Annotated in this window: 20 protein-coding genes; 8 read left to right on the forward strand and 12 right to left on the reverse strand. The window is 66.2% G+C overall.

The genetic code is table 11. From position 1 onward, the window contains the following. Positions 1-87: 87 nt before the first annotated feature. On the reverse strand, positions 88-957 hold the full coding sequence (locus tag PVW46_RS12815) for a DMT family transporter (protein ID WP_043136146.1): 870 nt from the start codon (positions 955-957) through the stop codon (positions 88-90). A gap of 52 nt (positions 958-1,009) precedes the next feature. Further along, positions 1,010-1,684, reverse strand: coding sequence for a tRNA (5-methylaminomethyl-2-thiouridine)(34)-methyltransferase MnmC2 (gene mnmC2 / locus PVW46_RS12820; protein ID WP_069209253.1), 675 nt, complete (start codon positions 1,682-1,684; stop codon positions 1,010-1,012). Positions 1,685-1,732: 48 nt separating this feature from the next. Here mnmC2 and PVW46_RS12825 point away from each other — a divergent pair, with 48 nt between their 5' ends. Further along, complete coding sequence (locus PVW46_RS12825; protein WP_069209252.1) at positions 1,733-2,773, forward strand: NAD(P)/FAD-dependent oxidoreductase; 1,041 nt, start codon at positions 1,733-1,735, stop codon at positions 2,771-2,773. Positions 2,774-2,778: 5 nt separating this feature from the next. Here the strand turns inward: PVW46_RS12825 and PVW46_RS12830 are convergent, their stop codons facing one another. From PVW46_RS12830 to ubiA, 7 genes are all read right to left on the reverse strand, one after another. After that, positions 2,779-2,982, reverse strand: a complete 204-nt coding sequence (locus PVW46_RS12830; protein WP_069209251.1) for a hypothetical protein — start codon at positions 2,980-2,982, stop codon at positions 2,779-2,781. 206 nt (positions 2,983-3,188) lie between these two features. After that, positions 3,189-3,674, reverse strand: coding sequence for a hypothetical protein (locus PVW46_RS12835; RefSeq protein ID WP_069209250.1), 486 nt, complete (start codon positions 3,672-3,674; stop codon positions 3,189-3,191). 90 nt (positions 3,675-3,764) lie between these two features. Continuing rightward, positions 3,765-4,208, reverse strand: a complete 444-nt coding sequence (locus PVW46_RS12840) for a MaoC family dehydratase (protein WP_043136158.1) — start codon at positions 4,206-4,208, stop codon at positions 3,765-3,767. Positions 4,209-4,312: 104 nt separating this feature from the next. Next, positions 4,313-5,185 carry a TIGR01459 family HAD-type hydrolase gene (locus tag PVW46_RS12845; protein WP_043136162.1) on the reverse strand — a complete coding sequence of 291 codons (873 nt, stop codon included), beginning with the start codon at positions 5,183-5,185 and terminating at the stop codon, positions 4,313-4,315. 86 nt (positions 5,186-5,271) lie between these two features. Then, complete coding sequence (locus PVW46_RS12850; protein ID WP_043136725.1) at positions 5,272-5,601, reverse strand: hypothetical protein; 330 nt, start codon at positions 5,599-5,601, stop codon at positions 5,272-5,274. After that, on the reverse strand, positions 5,594-7,600 hold the full coding sequence (locus PVW46_RS12855) for an OmpA family protein (RefSeq protein ID WP_083242257.1): 2,007 nt from the start codon (positions 7,598-7,600) through the stop codon (positions 5,594-5,596). Before PVW46_RS12855 ends, PVW46_RS12850 begins: the two co-directional genes overlap by 8 nt. A gap of 59 nt (positions 7,601-7,659) precedes the next feature. Next, positions 7,660-8,625 (reverse strand): 4-hydroxybenzoate octaprenyltransferase, encoded by a 966-nt coding sequence (gene ubiA, locus PVW46_RS12860; RefSeq protein WP_069209249.1) that lies wholly within the window; start codon positions 8,623-8,625, stop codon positions 7,660-7,662. An 18-nt stretch (positions 8,626-8,643) separates the two neighbouring features. On the opposite strand from ubiA, the gene PVW46_RS12865 reads away from it, so the two are divergent. The 4 genes from PVW46_RS12865 (at position 8,644) to PVW46_RS12880 (ending at position 12,166) form a co-directional block, all read left to right on the forward strand. Further along, positions 8,644-9,363 carry a 16S rRNA (uracil(1498)-N(3))-methyltransferase gene (locus PVW46_RS12865; protein WP_274576117.1) on the forward strand — a complete coding sequence of 240 codons (720 nt, stop codon included), beginning with the start codon at positions 8,644-8,646 and terminating at the stop codon, positions 9,361-9,363. Beyond that, complete coding sequence (locus PVW46_RS12870; RefSeq protein WP_069209248.1) at positions 9,360-10,211, forward strand: GNAT family N-acetyltransferase; 852 nt, start codon at positions 9,360-9,362, stop codon at positions 10,209-10,211. Before PVW46_RS12865 ends, PVW46_RS12870 begins: the two co-directional genes overlap by 4 nt. Continuing rightward, positions 10,208-10,732, forward strand: coding sequence for a hypothetical protein (locus tag PVW46_RS12875; protein ID WP_043136172.1), 525 nt, complete (start codon positions 10,208-10,210; stop codon positions 10,730-10,732). Before PVW46_RS12870 ends, PVW46_RS12875 begins: the two co-directional genes overlap by 4 nt. Before the next feature lie 63 nt (positions 10,733-10,795). After that, a complete protein-coding gene (locus PVW46_RS12880) occupies positions 10,796-12,166 on the forward strand; it encodes a glutamate--cysteine ligase (protein ID WP_069209247.1) in 1,371 nt (456 codons plus the stop codon). 59 nt (positions 12,167-12,225) lie between these two features. Here PVW46_RS12880 and PVW46_RS12885 read toward each other — a convergent pair whose 3' ends face one another. The 3 genes from PVW46_RS12885 to PVW46_RS12895 form a co-directional block, all read right to left on the reverse strand. After that, a complete protein-coding gene (locus PVW46_RS12885) occupies positions 12,226-13,803 on the reverse strand; it encodes a gamma-glutamyltransferase family protein (protein WP_069209246.1) in 1,578 nt (525 codons plus the stop codon). Positions 13,804-14,235: 432 nt separating this feature from the next. After that, positions 14,236-14,637 carry an ATP-binding protein gene (locus PVW46_RS12890; protein WP_043136732.1) on the reverse strand — a complete coding sequence of 134 codons (402 nt, stop codon included), beginning with the start codon at positions 14,635-14,637 and terminating at the stop codon, positions 14,236-14,238. A 70-nt stretch (positions 14,638-14,707) separates the two neighbouring features. Next, the gene (locus PVW46_RS12895; RefSeq protein ID WP_069209245.1) at positions 14,708-15,037 is read right to left on the reverse strand and encodes an STAS domain-containing protein; all 330 of its coding nucleotides are present in this window, start codon (positions 15,035-15,037) and stop codon (positions 14,708-14,710) included. A gap of 87 nt (positions 15,038-15,124) precedes the next feature. On the opposite strand from PVW46_RS12895, the gene PVW46_RS12900 reads away from it, so the two are divergent. From PVW46_RS12900 to PVW46_RS12910, 3 genes are all read left to right on the forward strand, one after another. After that, positions 15,125-16,297: an acetyl-CoA C-acyltransferase gene (locus PVW46_RS12900; protein WP_069209244.1), complete on the forward strand. Its 1,173-nt coding sequence runs from the start codon at positions 15,125-15,127 to the stop codon at positions 16,295-16,297. A gap of 162 nt (positions 16,298-16,459) precedes the next feature. Further along, positions 16,460-17,029, forward strand: a complete 570-nt coding sequence (locus PVW46_RS12905; protein WP_043136184.1) for a helix-turn-helix domain-containing protein — start codon at positions 16,460-16,462, stop codon at positions 17,027-17,029. 106 nt (positions 17,030-17,135) lie between these two features. Then, the gene (locus tag PVW46_RS12910) at positions 17,136-17,504 is read left to right on the forward strand and encodes a GFA family protein (RefSeq protein WP_172430712.1); all 369 of its coding nucleotides are present in this window, start codon (positions 17,136-17,138) and stop codon (positions 17,502-17,504) included. Positions 17,505-17,508: the final 4 nt, after the last annotated feature.

Raw genomic sequence — 17,508 nt, forward strand, 5'->3', positions numbered from 1 at the left:
AGGGGGCGCTGCCCCCTCTGGACCTGCGGTCCATTCACCCCTGAGGTATTTGGAGCCCAAAGAAACACGGCGGGTGCCTTGGGGTCTTCAACCCTCTTTCTGACGTGCGCGCCACAGGGTAAAGAGCCCGGCCGCCACGATCATCCCGGCACCGAAGACCACGTTCCAGCGCAGCGTCTCGCCAAAGACGACCAGCCCGAGGGTGCTGGCAAAGACCAGTTGCAGGTAGGCAAAGGGCTGAACCGCGCTGGCCTCGGCCACCTCGTAGACGCGGATCATCAGGTAGTGTCCCGCTGCGCCGGTCAGGCACAGGAGGCCCATCCAGGCCCAGTCCGGTCCGGTCATGGGCACCCAGAACCAGCCCCCGATCGCCGTGGCCACGACGACGCCGGACACGCCGGTGTAAAAGAACGAGGTGGCGGAACTGTCCCCCCGCGCAACGTAGCGCGTCAGCAATGCGTATAGGGCGAACATCAGCGCCGCCAGCAACGGGATGGCGGCATAGGGTGAGAAGACCCCGCCCGAGGGCTGCAGGATGATGATGACCCCGACAAAGCCCACCGCGATGGCCGTCCAGCGGCGCCAGCCGACGTGTTCGCCCAGCACCGGGCCGGACAGCGCGGCCACAAGCAGCGGATAGGCGGCAAAGACAGCGTGGCTTTCGACCAGACCGAGGAAGACGAAGGCCAAGACCATCACGTTGATCTCGACCACCAGGAGCGCACCGCGAAAGACCTGCAGCCAGGGAAAGGCGCTTTGCGCCGCCGCGCGCAGGCCCCCCGCCTTGCGGCCCGCCACCGTCAGCACGAAGGCGGCGAAGAACCAGTAACGGATCATCACCACCATCATGACGTTGTATTCCCCCGCCAGGTGGCGCGAAATGCCGTCCTGCAGGGCAAAGACGAAGGTGGTGGCCACCATGAGCCAGATGCCGAGGCGCGTGTTCTGCTGAGCCATTGCGATATGTCCGGGGTCGCGCCGTCGCGTGGCATGGCCCCGTCGCGCGGGGTCAGCCGGGGACCGGCGGTTTTAGGGCTGTCGTCATGTGACGTTTCCGGCCATATCCCGCCACGCGTGTGACCTCAAGCCCCGCTGCCGCAAGGGCGCGGCGGACGTGGCCGGCTGCCGTGTAGGTCGCCGCTGTGGCGCCGGGGGGCATGTGCCGGGCGACCTCTGCCATCAGATCCGCGTCCCAAAGCTCGGGGTTCTTGGCCGGCGAGAACCCGTCGAGGAACCAGGCATCGGCCAGACCGTCCCAGCGCGGCAGGGTTTCGCGGGCGTCGCCTTGGATCATCTCGAAGTGCAGGTCGGGCAGGTCAAAACGCGCCTGTCCCCAGTGCGGCGCCAGCGCGTCGGCAAGATCTTCGATCTCCGGGAACCTTGCCTGTGCGCGTGTCATTTCGGCGGGCGACAGGGGGAAGGCCTCGAAAGTCGTGAAATGCAGGACGCCGGTTTGACCGGAGGCGCGCCAGAGCCGCAGCGCGGCCAGAAGGTTCAGCCCGGTGCCAAACCCCAGCTCTGCGATCCGGAACCCGTCGCGGAACCGGTCCGGCAGGCCGTTGCCCGACAGGAAGACATGCGCGGTTTCGGCCAGCCCGTTTTCCAGGCTGTAATAGGGGTCGTCGAAACGGGTCGAGACCGGGATCTCGTCCCGCCAGTCCAGATCGCTGCTCTGGTCGGGCATGGCATTCTTCCTTATCAACGGGCCGAGTTCTGACGAGGAGGGCAGGCAATGGCAAGCGTCGAGGTGACGGTGCGCGGGGCGGGGATCTTCGGCCTGTCGGTGGCCTGGGCCTGCACGCGGCGGGGCGCGAAGGTGCGCGTCGTCGACCCCTATGGCCCGGGGGCCGGGTCGTCGGGCGGGATCGTCGGCGCGCTGGCGCCGCATGTGCCCGAGAACTGGAACGAGAAGAAGGCCTTTCAGCTCGACAGCCTGCTGATGGCAGAAGGGTTCTGGGCGAGGGTCGGGGAAACCGGCGGCGTCAGTCCCGGCTATGCCCGCACCGGCCGGTTGCAGCCGCTTGCGGATGAAGCCGCCATCGCCCTGGCCCGAACCCGTGCCGAGGGGGCCGAGGCGCTTTGGCAGGGCAGGGCGCATTGGGAGGTGATCCCGGCCGAGGGGCTGTCCGGTCTGTCACCGCAGACCCCTTCGGGCATGCTGATCCGTGATACTCTGACGGCCCGCATGTGTCCGCGCCGCGCCTGCGCCGCACTGGTGGCAGCGCTGGAGGTGTCCGGCGTCGAGATCGTGACCGAGGCGCCGGACGCGGGGGCCGTGGTCTGGGCGACGGGCTGGAGGGGCCTTCACGACCTGACCGAGGCGCTGGGCCGCAAGGTCGGAGACGGGGTGAAAGGGCAGGCGGTGCTCCTTCGCTACGCGGCGCAGGACGATCCGCAGTTGTTCGTCGATGGGCTGCACATCGTCCCCCATGCAGATGGGACCGTGGCCGTAGGCTCGACCTCGGAGCGTGACTTTGACGATCCGCTGTCGGTGGATGATCAGTGCCAGGCGCTGGTCGATCGCGCATATGCGGCAGTGCCTGCCCTGCATGGCGCCGCCGTGCTGGAGCGTTGGGCCGGAGTCCGCCCGCGCGCCCGCTCTCGGGCGCCCCTTCTGGGGGGCTGGCCGGGACGTGCCGGGCATTTCGTGGCCAACGGCGGGTTCAAGATCGGTTTTGGCATGGCGCCCAAGGTGGGCGAGGTCATGGCTGACCTGATGCTGGAGGGGCGCGATGCCATCCCGGCAGGTTTCGGTTTCGACGCCCTGCGCTGAGGATGTCAGGCGTCTGCCTGGCGCGGATCGTGGATGCGACACTTCCAGCTGTGCAGGCGCCAGCCCGGGTGGCTGTTCGTCCATTTTGCAAGCTCGGCCTGTCCGTGCAGCATGCAGGCCATCAGGCTGACGTCCTGGAAAAGGAAGTGCCGTTCTTCGCAGTGACCGCGGTCAAGGAGTAGGCAGGTAACAAAGACTAGTTCTATCATGAATGGACCTCCGCTGAAATATGGCGTCGATCCTACGGTTTGGCCCCGGGGGCATGTCCTGAAGAAGTTCTGAATAATATCTGAAAGTTGCCGCGTCCGCGGCTTCCGTGCCCGCTAGGGTTGAGGGCACGCTATAAGGTACGCGCGACCGTCGAGGGACGCGCGTGCTATGCGGACGGGACCGGCCGAAGAGCCGCCCGGCGGGATCAGCGTACCCAGCCCTCGCCCGGCAACCAGCGATAGCCAGCGCGGGACTTGCCGTCCGACAAACCCGTTCCGAACCCGAAGGTCACCGTATCCGGATCGCATTCCAGCCGGGCGAGGTCCTTTCCGTCCTTGGAGACGGTCACGCCGCCAAAGCGTTGCGACGTTTCGGTGGCACCGACTTGCCGTTCGACCCCGGCGAAGACGGTATAGCCGTATTCTTCCTTGCGAAAACTGACCTCTTCCCAGATGTCCCGTCCGACACCTGGCCAGGGCTGGTAGTCGAGCATGGCATAGGGTTCGAACAGCTCCATCTCTGGGCGCCCAGCAGGGCCAAAGCGATAGACGGCGGCATCCTGCTCCGCGCAGACCTCGAGGATCTTCGTTGACCCCGCGATACGACACTGGACAAAGGTGGCGTCGGACGTGGAACAGTCGGCGGCAACCGGTCCGGCGGCGAGGAGAAACAGGGAAAGACAGCGTATCATGAAAGCCCTCGGGAAAATGAATCGTGCCGGACCATAGGTCCGGCACGCGGGGCGCTCAAGACGCGTACTGATGGCCAGAGGGCCGACCGATCAGTCGAACTTGCGCGACGGCGCCAGCACCTTGGCCTCGCCGATCAGCACCTTCTTGCCATCGACCGAGCAATGGGTTTCCAGCGTCACGCGGCGCTTGGCGTGGTCGATGTCGATCACCTTGACCTCTGCATAGACCATGTCGCCGGGGCGCACGGGGCCAAGGAATTTCAGCGTCTGGCCCATGTAGACCGTGCCGTGACCCGGCAGCTGCTCGCCGATGACGGCAGAGATCAGGCCGGCGGTCAGCATTCCGTGGGCGATGCGCCCTTCGAAGATCGTGTCCTGGGCATAGTCGTCATCCAGGTGCACCGGGTTCCGGTCGGTCGAGACCTCGGCGAACATCTCGATGTCCTGATCCGTCACCTGTTTGCGCAGGTAGCGGGTCATCCCCATTTCGATGTCTTCGATGCAGATCGTGCCGCGGGGCATATTGTCCAACATCCGGCCCTCCATGTGCAAACCGTACGGTAATAAATGCGCGGGTTGTCCGCGCTTTCGGTAATTTTATTACTTTGCGGTTGCAGCAAAGGCAAGCAAAATCTGCCTCATCGAAGCGTTCCAATGGTGAAGATGGGATTGATCATTTCCTTTTCGGTATAGGCCTTTAGCGCGTCTGGGTCGGGTTGCTGCGTCGTTTTGGTCTCTGCCCGCGCCAATCCGCCGCTGATGAAGAGGGAATCGATATCCTCGCCCATCGCCCCGTCGATGTCGGTATGCGCGCCGTCGCCGATGGCCAGGATGCCCGCGTCCGGCACACCCTTGCGGTGTTCGGCAAGGCGGCGGCGGGCCAAGTCGTAGATCGGCGGATGCGGTTTGCCGAAATACAGGCTCTCGCCGCCCATCTCGGTATAAAGTTTCGCCAGCGCGCCCGCACACCATTCCCGCCGCTCGCCCCGGTCGACGACGATGTCGGGATTGGCGCAGAGCAGCTTGATGCCCTTCTGCTTGGCATAGAGGAATTCCGGGCGGTTCACCTCGGGGTCGGCGTGGGGGTCGAAGGGACCGCAGCAGATGATGCCCTCGGCTTCGTCCAGCTCGACCCGCTCGATCTCGACCGGGTCCTCGATGATCTTGAGCGGTTCAAAGAAGGAATGGTCAAAGGCCTGCCCCATGAACCAGACCTTGCGCCCGACGGCGCCGCGGAACATCGCGGCCCGGGCGCTGTCGCCGGAGGTGGCAATGTCGTCCCAGGCATCCTGAGGCACGCCGAAACGGTCCAGTTGCTTGGCGACCTCGTGGCGAGAGCGAGGGGCGTTGGTCACGAGGATCACGCAGCCGCCGCGCTGGCGGTAGCCCTGCAGCGCCTCGACGGCCGAGGGGATCGCCTGCACGCCGTTGTGCACGCAACCCCAGAGATCGACGAAGAGCGCGTCGTAACGGTCGGAGATTTCGGAAAGGGCGGTGATGATCTGGGTCATGTCGGCGGGTCCTCGTCGAGCGATTGTCGACCCGCTCATCCCATATACCGACCGCTCTGGAAAGGGCCGGGGCCCTCAGGCCCGTTTCAGGCCTGCTGGTTCATCCGCTCGACGTGGGCGCGCATTTCCTCGGCGTCCGAACGCGCCTCGCGCAGGCCCTCCATCGCCGCCGACAGCTCGGCCTCGGTCTGGGCCAGCTGGTTGGTCAGCTCGGCCTCGCGCTGTTGCAGGTAAGTGATGGCCTGGTCGCGCGTTTCCTCGGCCTCGTGCAACTCCTGGCTCATCTTTTCCAGCTGGTCCATGTCGGCCTGGCTGACGCGCTTGAACCGATGCACCAGCCAATGGGCGAACCAGCCCAGCAGGAAGGCAACGAAGAGGATCGCTGCGGTCGTCACGATGAATTCGGTCCTATTCATCCCCAGTTCCTCTGCCCTTTGGCGGCCTGATCCTGCCCAGTTCCGGATCCGGTTGCGCCTCTGCCGGTGCACCGGGTTCGATTGCGGGGGGCGCGTCCACCGTTTCCGGGTCGGCGTCTGCCGCAACAGGATCTGAATCCGCGGCCGGGTCCGAATCGCCCGGTTCCGCCCCTTCTTCACCCTCTTCCGGTTCGGGTTTCAAGAGCTTGAATTCGATCCGGCGGTTGGCCTCGCGGCCTTCCTCGGTGCCATTGTCGGCAATCGGGATCGTCTCGCCATAGCCCTTGGCGGTGTAGGACCGCGTGGGAACCCGCCGCGCGCGCAGGGCGTCCAGAACCGCCTGGGCGCGGTCGCGGCTCAGCTCCTGGTTCATGATCTCGCGGCCCTGGCTGTCGGTGTGACCACCGATTTCCAGCGCGATGTCGCCACATTGCTTCAGCAGGTCGGCCAGTTCGTCCATGATGTCCTCGGCCGAGGCATCCAGCCGGGCGGAACCGGGCTCGAAGGTGATCTTTCTGTCGCCGATGATCTCGACGATCATCGCCTCGCATTCCTCGGGCGTGGGCAGGCCGGCAACCGGGTCCAGCGCCTCGACGTATTCCACGTCGATCTCGAAGGCCGCGGCTTCACCCAGCTTGGCCACCAGCAAATCCGCGATCTGGGCGCTGGCCTCCGTGTTGCCGGTCTTGCCGGTGACGGTCACAAGGTCGGGTGTCACCGTGACCGCGCCATGCGACAACAGCGCCAAAGCGTCGAGACCGGCGAGAACCCGCACCGTCCAGTCCCCGGGCACGCCCTCTGTGACGCGGGCCGCGGTGTAGACAGCCTCGGAGCTGAAAAGCGCCCGGGCAAAACTGTCCGCCGTGGCGCGGGCCTGTTCCGTGCCCAGCCGCCCGCGCAGCTGCACGGCCCCCTCGGGGCTGAGCGTGGCCACGAAATCCGGTGCGCCCTCGGGTTCCGCCTCGGGTGCCTTGGGCAGGTCGGCGGTCAGGGCAAAGAGATCGGGCAGCGCGGCATCCAGCTCGCCGACAACCCGGTCGAACAGGGCCTGGTTGGTGCCTTCCAGCGCGACAAGGGATACGTCCGCATTCGAGAAGGTCAGCGTGCCTCCGCCCAGTTCCGCCAGCTTGGCAATGCCGATTTCCACCGCGTCGGCCCAGCGGCGCGACGGCACGCCCAGACCCAGCCGGCAGCTTGCCTTGCCTTCGAGGCCGGCCTGGGCGGCGGCCCGCAGGATACGGTCGCGACCGGTCTCTGTATCGGCGGAGCAGGCGTCGAACCGTGCGCCGTCCGCGTCGATGGCAAAGCGCAGCGTGAATGGAGAGATGACCGGGCGCGGGGCCGAGAAATCCAACGCCAGGCGCAGGTCCTGAGGCTTGCGCCGGGACAGTGCGGTTTCCAGCCGGCTGCGGGCCTCGGGGCTTTCGGTCATGGCCTTGATCGCCACCTGGTCGGCGGCGACGGAAATCTTGGAGCGGGGCAGGTCCTTGAGGGCGGCAGAGGCAAATCCCAGCGCGTCGGCCCAGCCGTCGGGTTCCGGGAAATCGGCGGTTTCCAGAAGGTCCATTACCTGACCGTCGCCTGAAAGGCTGCGAAAACCCTCGATCAGCGCATCGCGATCGGTGGAGGCCGGGACCAGTCCGATCACGGATATCCCGGCGTCGTTGCGCAGGATCTCGACCGAGAAACTGGGTGGTGCGATTGCCTCGGGCTCTTCGACCAGCATCTGGTCGATCACCCGGCTGGCATCGACGACGCGCCCCGCCGCGCTCAGCGCCTGGAAGCGCGCCGCTTCGTCCGGGGCGGTGCCGAAAAGAAAGACCTGAAGGCCGTTGGTGTCGACCTCGGCCCAGGTCAGACCGTCCGAATCCAGTTCGGACAGGACGCCGGTCAACGAGGCGCGTTCCACGGCGTTGCCGGCGAAATTTGCGGTCACGAGGCTGAGCACGCCCGCCGCGGCGAATATGCCACCAGTGATGACTAACGAGGAGAGGCGCATGGGCGCTGGGTTTTCCTTGTTTTTTCAGAACTGATACGCAAGCCCGTCGGGGGGTGCAATCAGGCGATCAGGGCGATGGCGAAAAACAGCACAGGCAACAGCCCGGCGTCCCGGTTGGATCGGAACAGGCTCAGCAACCGGTCGTGATCGTCCATCTTCAGGCGCCGCAATTGCCAGACCATGTGCCAGCCCATTGCCCAGGGGCCGCCGATCATCAGGATCAGGGCCAGCAGGTTGCCGTCCGGCGCTGCCGCCACGATGGCCAGTCCCATCAGCACGACGGTTGCGACCAGGAACCGGCGCAGCCATTTCGGGGTATCATCGCCAAACAGGCGGGCGGTGGATTTCACCCCGATCAGGGCGTCGTCTTCCTTGTCCTGGTGGGCGTAGATGGTGTCATAGAACAGCGTCCACGCCATTCCGGCCAGGTACAGCAGTACCGCGGGCAGTTCCAACCGCCCGCTGTGGGCGGTCCAGGCCAGCAGGGCGCCCCAGTTGAAGGCGATGCCCAGGAAGATCTGCGGCCACCATGTGAACCGCTTGGCAAAGGGATAGACCGCGACGGGCAAGAGGCTCAGAACCCCCAGCGCGATGGCCGCGGGCGGAAAGGTGATGAGGATGCAGAAGGCGATCAGGGACTGGATGACCGCCCAGGCGAGGGCCTGTTTCGTCGTCACCTGCCCCGAGGGAATCGGGCGCGAGGCCGTCCGGGCCACCGACCCGTCGATGCCGCGGTCGGTGATGTCGTTCCAGGTGCAGCCCGCCCCGCGCATCAGCACCGCCCCGATCCCGCAGCCCGCAAAGATCCACAGGTCGAACCAGTAGGCCTGCCCGTTGTTGACCATCGACAGCAGCAGTCCCCACCAGCAGGGCAGCAACAGCAGCCATGTCCCGATGGGCCGGTCCGCGCGGCTCAATCGCAGGTAAGGCCGCGTCCACTGCGGCGCCCAGCTGTCGACCCAGTTGCCGCGCACTGCGTCGCGGACCTGTCCTTCGGCCTCTGGTCTCTGATGCGTCCCGGACATATGGTCCCCTCCATGACGGTGACACCGAAAATCCGGCTCTTTGTAGAGCACCCTTTGGCCGAGGAACAACAGGTGACCCTGTCGCGGGAGCAGGCGCATTATCTCTTTGGGGTGATGCGGCTGACCAACGGCGCGCAGGTGGCCCTGTTCAACGGGCAGGACGGCGAATACCGCGCCGAGGTCGTCGAGGCCGGCAAGCGTGGCGGCACGCTGGTCTGTCGTAACCGGATCGCGCCGCAGTCGATGCCGCCCGATCTCTGGCTGATGTTCGCGCCGATCAAGAAGGCGCGCACCGATTTCATCGTCGAGAAATCGGTCGAGATGGGCGCGCGCCGCATCCTGCCCATCCAGACGGAATTCACGAATTCCGAACGCATCCGGCAGGACCGGTTGCAGGCCCATGCCACCGAGGCGGCCGAGCAATGCGGCGCCACCTTCGTTCCCGAGGTCACGGAGCTGCACCGGCTGGACCGGCTTCTGGCCGACTGGCCCGAGGGCCGGCAGCTGATGTTCTGCGACGAGGCGCAGGCCGGGGCACACGCGCGCCTGCCCGACACCGATGCCCCCTGGGCGATTCTCATTGGGCCCGAAGGCGGCTTTTCCGATGCCGAACGCGCCCGGCTGCACGCGCTGCCCTATGCGCATGCGGTGGCGCTTGGCCCGCGCATCCTGCGTGCGGACACCGCCGCCGTGGCAGCACTGACCCTCTGGCAGACCACCCTGGGAGACTGGCGATGATCCGCAAGGCAACGCCCGCAGACATCGGCCCGATGGCGGCCTTTCTCGACGCCCATGTCGAGACGTCGATGTTTCTCCTGGGCAACCTTGAGGCGCACGGCACCGAGGACACCACCCATCCGCATGGCACCGCCTTTTTCCTGCGTGAGACCGGCGATGGCATCACGGGGGTCTTCGGCTGCACCAACGGCGGCTTCCTGATGTGCCAGTTGCCCGGGCTGACGGCCACAGAGGCGCAGACCTATGCCCACCTGCTGAAGGGATACACGTTACAGGGCATGACCGGTGAGGTGGAGCAGGTGCAGGTGATCATGGACGCGCTGCCCGTCCCGCCAGAGGCCTGGAGGCTGAACCGGATCGAACCGCTCTACCGTATGGACATCGGTGGCCTGACCCCTGGCAGCGACGTCCGCCCGCCTGCCGAGGCGGATGTGCCGTGGCTGTCCGACTGGTTCGCGCAGTACATGACGGAAACGCAGACAGCGCCGCCGGGCGAACTGCACGCCGCCGCAACGCGCCGGGCCGAACTGGCCGTGGGGGCGCCGCGCATCCGCATCATGGATCGCGACGGCAGTCCCGTGGCGATGGCTGCGATCAACGCCAAGGCCGGGCAGGCGGTCCAGGTCGGCGGGGTCTTCGTTCCCCCGGACCGGCGCGGACAGGGGTTCGGCGGGCAGGTTGTGCAGGCGCTTCTGGCAGAAATGGCAGGGCAGGGCGCCACGACCGCCATTCTGTTCGCCGCATCGCCGGAGGCGGCCAAGACCTATGAACGCATCGGCTTTGCCCGTGTCGGCGGCTATCGCATCGCCATGCTGGACAAGGCCATCCTACTGGGAGACCCCCGGTGATCCGCCGCGAAGCCGCCCAGACCCTGCGCCAGTGGCAGGAGGCGCTGATCGGGCTCGCCACAATGGCGCTGGGTGCCTATTGGGGGTTCTTCACCGGCGGCGGGCTGCTGCACTGGATCGGCTACCTGGTGATCCTCCTTGGCGTGGCCCTGACAGTCACCGGCGTGCAGCGCGCGCGCTTTCGCCGGGGCGGCGGCGGCCCCGGCGTGGTGCAGGTGGTCGAACGTCGGGTCAGCTATTTCGGGCCGCTGTCGGGCGGGATCGTCGATCTGGACGCGCTCGAGGCACTTAGCCTCGATCCGACCTCGGAACCGCCGGTCTGGCTGCTGATGGCGCCGGGCCAGCCGCGTCTTGAAATTCCCCTGACTGCCAAGGGCGCCGACCAGCTGTTCGATGCCTTCGCCACCCTGCCGGGCATCCGGACAGAGCACATGTTGCGCCAGATGCAAGAGGGCGCGGCACACCAGGTTGTCATCTGGCGCGCGGCATCTGTGCGCGATGCCGCCAGAAGGCTGCATTGACACTCTGGCGGATTGGCGACAACAGGTTAAGTTCAGAACCGCGAGCAGACCGGGAGCCCCAACATGTCCATTCCCCAATCCGGCGGCGGGCCGATCACCTCTCATGATCAGTTGGCAGAGTACCTGGCCTCGGGCTGCAAGCCGAAGGACCAATGGCGCATCGGCACCGAGCATGAGAAGTTCGGCTATTGCAAGGACTCGCTCAAACCCTTGCCCTACGACGGCGAGCGTTCGATCCGCGCGGTGCTCGAAGGGCTGCGCGACCGCCACGGCTGGGATCCCGTCCACGAGGGCGGCCACATCATCGGCCTGACCAAGGACGGCGCCAATGTCAGTCTGGAGCCGGGCGGCGCGCTGGAACTGTCGGGTGCGCCGCTGGAAACCATTCACCAGACCTGCGACGAGGTGAACGAGCACTTGGCCCAGGTCAAGGACATCGCCGACGAGATCGGCGTGGGTTTCATCGGTCTGGGCGCCGCGCCGATCTGGACGCATGAGGAAATGCCGCTCATGCCCAAGGGGCGCTACAAGCTCATGGATGCCTACATGGACAAGGTGGGCACGACGGGCAAACAGATGATGCGCCGGACCTGCACCGTTCAGGTGAACCTCGATTTCGCGTCAGAGGCGGACATGGTGCAGAAGATGCGCGTCGCGCTGGCGCTGTCGCCCGTGGCCACGGCGCTGTTTGCCAATTCGCCTTTCTTCGAGGGCAAGCCGGTGGGCGTCAAATCCAAGCGGATGCAGATCTGGGAGACGCTGGACGATTCCCGCACCGGCATGTTGCCTTTCGTCTTCGAAGAGGGTTTCGGCTTCGAACGCTGGGTCGAATACGCGCTGGATGTGCCGATGTACTTTGTCTACCGCGACGGGGTGTATGTCGACGCGCTTGGCATGTCCTTCCGCGATTTCCTTGAAGGCAAGCTGCCGGCATTGCCGGGTGAGGTGCCGACGCTGTCCGACTGGGCCGACCACCTGACCACTGCCTTCCCGGACGCGCGGATGAAGAAATACATCGAGATGCGTGGCGCCGATGGCGGCCCCTGGCGCCGTCTTTGTGCGCTGCCCGCCTTCTGGGTCGGGCTGATGTACGACCAGACCGCGCTGGACGCGGTCTGGGACCTGGCCAAGGGCTGGGACGCGGAAACCCGCGAGGCCCTGCGCCTCGCGGCGACGCGTGACGGCTTGCAGGCTCAGGTCGGTGATATCCGGATGCACGACCTGGCGCGCAACGTGCTGGAGATCGCCGAGGCGGGTCTGGTGGCCCGTGCGCGCCCCGGTGCCGGTGGACTTGTCCCGAACGAGACGCATTTCCTGAATGCGCTCAAGGACAGTGTCGAATCCGGCAGCGTGCCGTCGGACGAACTGCTGGAGCACTATAACGGCGACTGGAACGGCGACCTCAGCCGGATCTACGCCGAGTATTCCTACTGAGCGGTTTCTGATCCAAGTGACACGCGCCCCGGGCTTGACCCGGGGCGCGTTTCCTTTCGTCAATAGCCGATCGCGCAGCCATCCTTGCGCGGGTCCGATGCCCCTTCGAGCACGCCGTTCCGGTGGATGCGGATCGCCTGCGCGCCGCCGATCGGGGCGCTGGGCACCTCGATCTCGTGGCCCATCTCGGCCAGCCGGGCAAAGACCGCCTCGTCATGGCCCCGTTCCAGCTGCAGTTTTCTGCCATCGGCAAAGCTGCGTGGTGCGTCCAGCGCGGCCTGCGGGTCCATGCCGAAATCGATCATGTTGGTCAGCACGCGCGCATGACCATTGGGCTGGTACTGTCCGCCCATGACGCCAAAGGGCATGGCCACGCGGCCCTCTTCGACCAGCATTCCCGGGATGATCGTGTGCATTGGTCGCTTGCCGCCGGCCATCTCGTTCGGATGCCCCTCGGCCAGGGTAAAGCCGGCGCCCCGGTTCTGGAACAGGATGCCGTATTTCTCGGAGGCGATCCCGGAGCCGAAGCTGTTGAAGATGGAGTAGATCAGCGAGACGGCCATGCGATCGCGGTCGACCACGGTGATGTAGATCGTCTCGCGGTGTACCTCTTCGGACAGGGTCGTGGCCGAGGCCATCGCCCGACCGGGGTCGATCAGTGCCGCCAGCCGCGCGGCCGTTTCCGGGCTTTGCAGGTGGTCCAGCCGGGTCATTTGATCGGCATCGGCCAGGAAACGGTTGCGGGCATCATAGGCAAGCTTGGCGGCCTCGGCCTCGATGTGGATGCGCTCGGCGCCGAACGGGTCCATCAAGGCAATGTCGAAATGCGACAGGATGTTCAGCAGCAGATGGGCGGTCACGCCCTGGCCGTTGGGCGGATGCTCCAGGACCTCCCGGCCCTTGTAGGTCCCCGAGATCGGGTCGCCGATGGTACAGGCGGTCGCTGCGAAATCATCCAGGCTATGCACGCCACCGGCGGCGTTCAGCGTGGCGCACATGTCCTCGGCCACCTCTCCGGCGTAGAAGCCGTCGCGCCCCTCGGCCGCGATGCGGCGCAGCACTTCGGCATTGCCGGGCAGGCGAAAGATCCCGCCGGTCACGGGCACCGCGCCGCCGTCAAGGTAGTGTGCCCGTCCCGCGCCTTGCAGGCGCCCCTGGGCCTCGTCCCAGTCGAAGGCGACGCGCGGCGCCACCGGCACGCCGTCGTCCATCGCCCGGATCGCGGGTGCCAGGCTGTCTGCCAGGCCCAGCCGGCCCCAGCGTTCGGACATGGTGCAGAAGGCATCGACCGCGCCGGGGATGGTGACGGCATGGGCGCTGGCCACTGGCACCGCCTGATGGCCTTCGGCGCGCAGGGCAGCGGCGTTGGCCGCCGCCGGTGCGCGGCCGGATCCGTTGACCGCGACCACCTCGTCCCCGCCTGCGGGTGAGACCAGCGCAAAACAGTCGCCGCCCAGCCCGGTCATCGCCGGTTCGGCCACGCCCAGCAGGACGGCGCCGGCGATTGCCGCGTCCATCGCATTGCCGCCGCGTTGCAGGATGTCGACCGCGGCCTGCGCGGCCAGCGGGTGCGAGGTCGCGCAGAGCCCGTTCAGGGCCAGCACGGGGGATCGTCCGGGTCTGTGGAAATCGCGCATCTGCCTCTCTGCTCCCTTGTTGCCGGGCAGAGCATACGGTGGCGTCTAGCGGCGTCAATCGGGAGGAAGGAACCTCGGCATCACGCACTGGGTGGGGGCTGAAAACGCGTGACGCCGAGGGAAGCCATATGCAGCTACAAGACCAAATTGCCCGCCAATGCGGGCGGAAATGTGGAGGTGTCCGGGTAATGTCATGGCACCGTGCAGGCACGGGCATCAACCGGCGGCCCGGGCGAGGATTGATCGCGACGGGCGGCGACGAATGTATGATGTTCGGGGGGAAGTCCTCGGCGCCGCGCACTGGGTGGGGGCTGAAAACGCGCGACGCCGAGGGAAGCCTTATGCAGCTTACAGGAAACAGGATGGCTGCGAATCCGGGCCGCATTTGGGCGCGCCCCGGGCAATTCGGCGACACTTGCGCCGCTGTCCGGTTCAGCGCAGGGGGATGGACAGGCGGAGCCGGTTGCTTTCCCCGTCGTGATGATAGTCGAGGTTTTCGGACAGCGAGCGGATCAGGAACCAGCCAAACCCGCCCTCCGGCAATTCCTCGACCGAGACATCGAGGTCTACCGGCGCGCCCGATGGGGGCGTTCCACTGGGCATGGGCTGGCCGAAATCGGTGAATTCCACCGACAGCCTGTCTGGCGAGAACACCAGCCGGAGCAGGATGTCGCCGCCGGCCCGATCCTCATAGGCATGTTCGACGATGTTGTTGAGGACTTCGGCGATCACCAGTTCCCAGTTGCTGTCCCGCGGCGGGGCCATTTCCTGGCCCTGCAGCAGCTCGTTGATGCCTGTCAGGGTCGCGCGCACATCTTCTGCCGTGCTGTCCATTCGGCAGCAAACCAGGAATGCGCCGTCCTCGAGCCGCTCCGCCTGCATGGTCTGTCGCTCCGGCCCGGGATCAAGCGCCGGCGGCGGCTTCGGCGGAGGGGTGGATGGCAAAGATCGAATCCATCCGCGTCATGCGGAATACCTTGTCCACCGCGGGGCGCAGGCCGGCCAGTTCCAGTTTGCCGCCCTTCGGCATCAGTTTCATCGCCGCGACGATTGCGCCCAGGCCGCTGGAATCGATGAAATCGACCTGGCTCAGGTCCAGCACGTAGCGGGGTTTCTCGTTTCCCAGGATCTCGCGCATGCGGTCCTTGAATTGAATCGCCACGGCGGCATCGATTCGGGCTGCGTCGACCGTGATGATGTCCACGCCTTCGCGGTGATCTGTGGTAAGTCTCATGCGGTTCCCCAAGTCATGGATCGGGAGGACCCTAGACGGCAATCCTTACCTTTCTGTATGCACATCCGGGTAAAGGGAGGCATTCGCATGGAAACTGTCGTGATCACCGGGGCGTCGCGGACGCCGATGGGGGGCTTTCAGGGGGTTTTCGCCGAACAGGCGGCCAGCACTTTGGGTGGCGCGGCGATCCGCGCGGCGCTGTCGCAGGCGGGTCGGCCCGCGGTCGACGAACTGCTGATGGGCTGCGTACTGCCGGCGGGACAGGGGCAGGCCCCCGCGCGCCAGGCCGGTTTTGCCGCGGGACTGGGCGAAGAGGTGCCGGCCACAACGCTGAACAAGATGTGCGGGTCCGGCATGAAGGCCGCGATGATGGCCTGGGACCGGCTTGCGCTGGGCCATGCCGCAACCGTCGTCGCAGGCGGGATGGAGTCGATGACCCAGGCGCCCTACATGCTGCCCAAGATGCGCGGCGGCGCCCGCATCGGGCATGGACAGGTCATCGACCACATGTTCCTCGACGGGCTGGAGGACGCCTATGACAAGGGCCGCCTGATGGGCACCTTTGCCGAGGATTGCGCCGAGGCTTTCCAGTTCACCCGCGAGGCGCAGGACCAGTATGCGTTGGCCTCCCTGTCCAACGCCCTGGACGCGGAACGCTCTGGTGCCTTCGATGACGAGATCACGCCTGTCACCCTGCACATGCGGCACGGCGAGGAAATCATCACCCGTGACGAACAACCCGGCAAGGCGCGGCCCGAAAAGATCCCGATGCTGAAGCCCGCCTTCCGCAAAGATGGCACGGTGACAGCGGCCAATTCCTCCTCGATCTCTGACGGGGCGGCGGCACTGGTGCTGTCGACCCTGGAGGCCGCCGTGGCCGCCGGGGCGACGCCCCGGGCCAGGATCCTGGGGCACGCATCGCACGCGCAGGCCCCCTCCCTGTTCCCCACGGCCCCCGTTCCGGCCGCGCGCAAGCTGCTGGAGCGGATCGGCTGGAAGATCGGCGATGTCGACCTCTGGGAGGTGAACGAGGCTTTTGCCGTGGTGCCAATGGCTTTCATGCATGAAATGGGTCTGCCGCGCGATGTGGTGAACGTCAACGGAGGCGCCTGTGCTCTGGGCCACCCGATCGGCGCTTCGGGAGCGCGGATCATCGTCACGCTGCTGAACGCGCTGGAAAATCGCGGGGCGAAACGGGGCGTGGCGGCGATCTGCATCGGCGGCGGCGAAGGAACGGCCATCGCCATCGAACGGATCTGACCCGGAGAGGGGCCGGGAATCCGGCCCCGTTCACCGACATCCCACAGACCCTTCTGGGCGCATTTTATCGCGAGACTTCGGGCTTTTCGTGAAAAAGGTCTTGGAAATTTCATGCGACTCGGGCAACGTGAAATCTGAACCTGTTTTTTCACGGACAACACGATGTCGCATCCCTCCCCGCTGCCCAAGACGCTTGGCGCCGATCTGCGCGCGCTGCGGCGCACGCGCGGGCTGACGCTGCAGCAACTGGCCGACCGGCTTGGCCGCTCTGTCGGGTGGCTGAGCCAGGTGGAACGTGATCTTTCCGACCCCTCGATCACCGACCTGCGTCACCTGGCCGATGCGCTGCAGGTCTCTGTTTCCACGCTGGCCCGGCACGAGGCCACGGTCGGGCCGGAGGCTGGCCGGATCGTTCGCCACGGCACGCGCCGCCCGATCGGATCCCGCATGACGGGGCTGGTCGAGGAACTGCTTTCGCCCGACCTGACCGATGATTTCGAGATGGTGCATTCCACCTTCGAGCCGCATTCCGAGATCGGCGAGACGGTGACGCGGCCCACCCAGGAACTGGGCTACCTGGTGTCCGGAAAGCTGGTGCTGACCATCGGGGGGGCGCGTTTCACGATCCATCCCGGTGACAGTTTCCGTATCCGGGGCGAGCCGTTCCGCTGGGAAAACCCCTTTGATGAGGCTGCGGTGGCGATCTGGGTGATTGCGCCGCCCGTCTACTGATGCCGGGGCGGGGTGCCAGTGGCGCAGTCGGATGCCTCCGGCGGGAGTATTCTCAGAAAGAAGAAGCGGCACTGTGCGCTTCTTCCCCAAGATCGGAGTCGAGATCATGACCAGCGGGCAATGCCTTTGTGGGGCCATTACCTTTGAAACCGACGCAACACCCAAGGGTGTCAGCGTCTGCCACTGCGGTCAGTGTCGGCGCCAGTCGGGGCATCTCTGGGCCTCTGCCTATGTCCCGCGCGCGGCGCTGCGGATCTCGGGGCCGGTGCGCTGGTACGACAGCTCTGCCAGTGCGCAGCGGGGGTTTTGCCCGACCTGCGGCAGTTTCCTGTTCTGGCACGCCCATGACGAGGACACGATGAGCTTTGCCCTGGGGGCGCTGGACACGCCGACCGGGCTGCGCCTGGAAAAGCACATCTTCACCGCCGACAAGGGCGATTACTACGAGATCGCGGACGGGGTTCCGCAAAAATGAACGA

Origin of the sequence: Mameliella sp. AT18 (genome assembly GCF_028807275.1) — a bacterium.
In the GTDB taxonomy this organism is placed as follows: domain Bacteria; phylum Pseudomonadota; class Alphaproteobacteria; order Rhodobacterales; family Rhodobacteraceae; genus Antarctobacter; species Antarctobacter albus.